The 1,387-nt window shown below is 68.3% G+C and carries 2 protein-coding genes; one reads left to right on the top strand and one right to left on the bottom strand.

Going from position 1 to position 1,387, the window contains the following annotated elements:
• Nucleotides 1–278, bottom strand: a 278-nt coding sequence (locus tag DAT37_RS37775; protein ID WP_198654641.1) for a dihydrofolate reductase family protein, incomplete at its 3' end; no start/stop codon positions are given.
• 164 nt (nucleotides 279–442) lie between these two features.
• On the opposite strand from DAT37_RS37775, the gene DAT37_RS37780 reads away from it, so the two are divergent.
• On the top strand, nucleotides 443–1,387 hold a 945-nt coding region (locus DAT37_RS37780; RefSeq protein WP_109529751.1), incomplete at its 3' end, for an epoxide hydrolase family protein.

The raw sequence follows: 1,387 nt of genomic DNA on the forward strand, positions 1-1,387 counted from the left end.
GGCGACTCGGTGAGGCTGTTGGAGATCACGACCTTGGGCGTGTCGTTCATCCAGTCGACGGACTCCTTGTCCTCGCTCTCCGGCTGCGACGCCCAGTGCGGGATGAACCCCTCGGCGAGCCTGCGGCCCAGCACGATGCAGTCGACCGGTTCGGTGAGCGCCGTGATGTAGGCGTTGATGTCGTCGGTCCACGGGAACGTCATCCAGTCCATCTCGCCGTTCGGGCCCGCCATGTAGCCGTCGACGGTGGTCTGGACCTGGAGCTTGAACTTGCGCATGACCGCATCCTTCCGGTTTCCGCTTCGCTTTCGATGTCTCCACACTCCCGCGGCGCCCTTAAGGTCTCCTTCCGCCATCCTTACGACCCGTTCCGCATGCCCATAAGACCGATTTCTCCGATCTAGGAACGATCCTGGCCTGGATAGGATCCAGGCTGGGCGGCATGGACACACCTCAGCCCTTCCGGGTCGACATCCCGCAGGCCGACCTCGACGAGCTCAACGACCGCCTCGCGAGGACCCGCTGGCCCGACGAACTCCCCGGCGTCGGCTGGTCGTACGGGGTCGCCAAGGAGTACCTCACCGAGCTCGTGCACTACTGGCGCACCGGCTACGACTGGCGCCGCCAAGAGGCCCGGCTCAACGCCTTCCCCCAGTTCACCACCACGATCGACGGCCAGAACATCCACTTCCTGCACGTTCGATCACCCGAGCCGGACGCCACCCCGCTGATCATCACGCACGGGTGGCCGAGCACGGTGTACGAGTTCCTCGAGATCATCGGCCCGCTGACCGACCCCCGCTCGTACGGCGCGGACCCGGCGGACGCCTTCCACCTCGTCATCCCGTCGGTGCCCGGCTTCGCGTTCTCCGGCCCGACCCGCGAGCCCGGCTGGGGATCGAACCGCACCGCACGGGCCTGGGCCGAGCTGATGCACCGCCTCGGCTACGAGCGGTACGGCGCGCAGGGCGGCGACTTCGGCAGCATCGTCTCGCCGGAGCTCGGCCGGGTCGCCCCGGACAAGGTCATCGGCGTGCACGTCAACGCGCTCGCCAACGCGTCCACCCCGACCGACCCGAGCGACCTGGACAGGCTGTCGGAAGCCGAGCGGGATCAGGCGCGGCAGCAGGAGATGTGGTGGTACACGCACTCCGGCTACGCCACCCAGATGGGCACCCGGCCGCAGACCCTGGCGTACGCGCTCAACGACTCACCGGCCGGGCAGCTCGCCTGGAACATGGAGTGGTTCGTGGACTGGGACCCCGCGCGAACGGAGCAGACCCCGGTGGACCGGGACGCCCTCCTCACCGACGTGACGATCTTCTGGCTGACCTCGACGGCAGGCTCGGCCGCGCGACTCTACCTCGAGGCGGGCGACGAGGGCTGG

Source organism: Nocardia aurea (assembly GCF_003123685.1).
Lineage (GTDB): Bacteria > Actinomycetota > Actinomycetes > Mycobacteriales > Mycobacteriaceae > Nocardia > Nocardia aurea.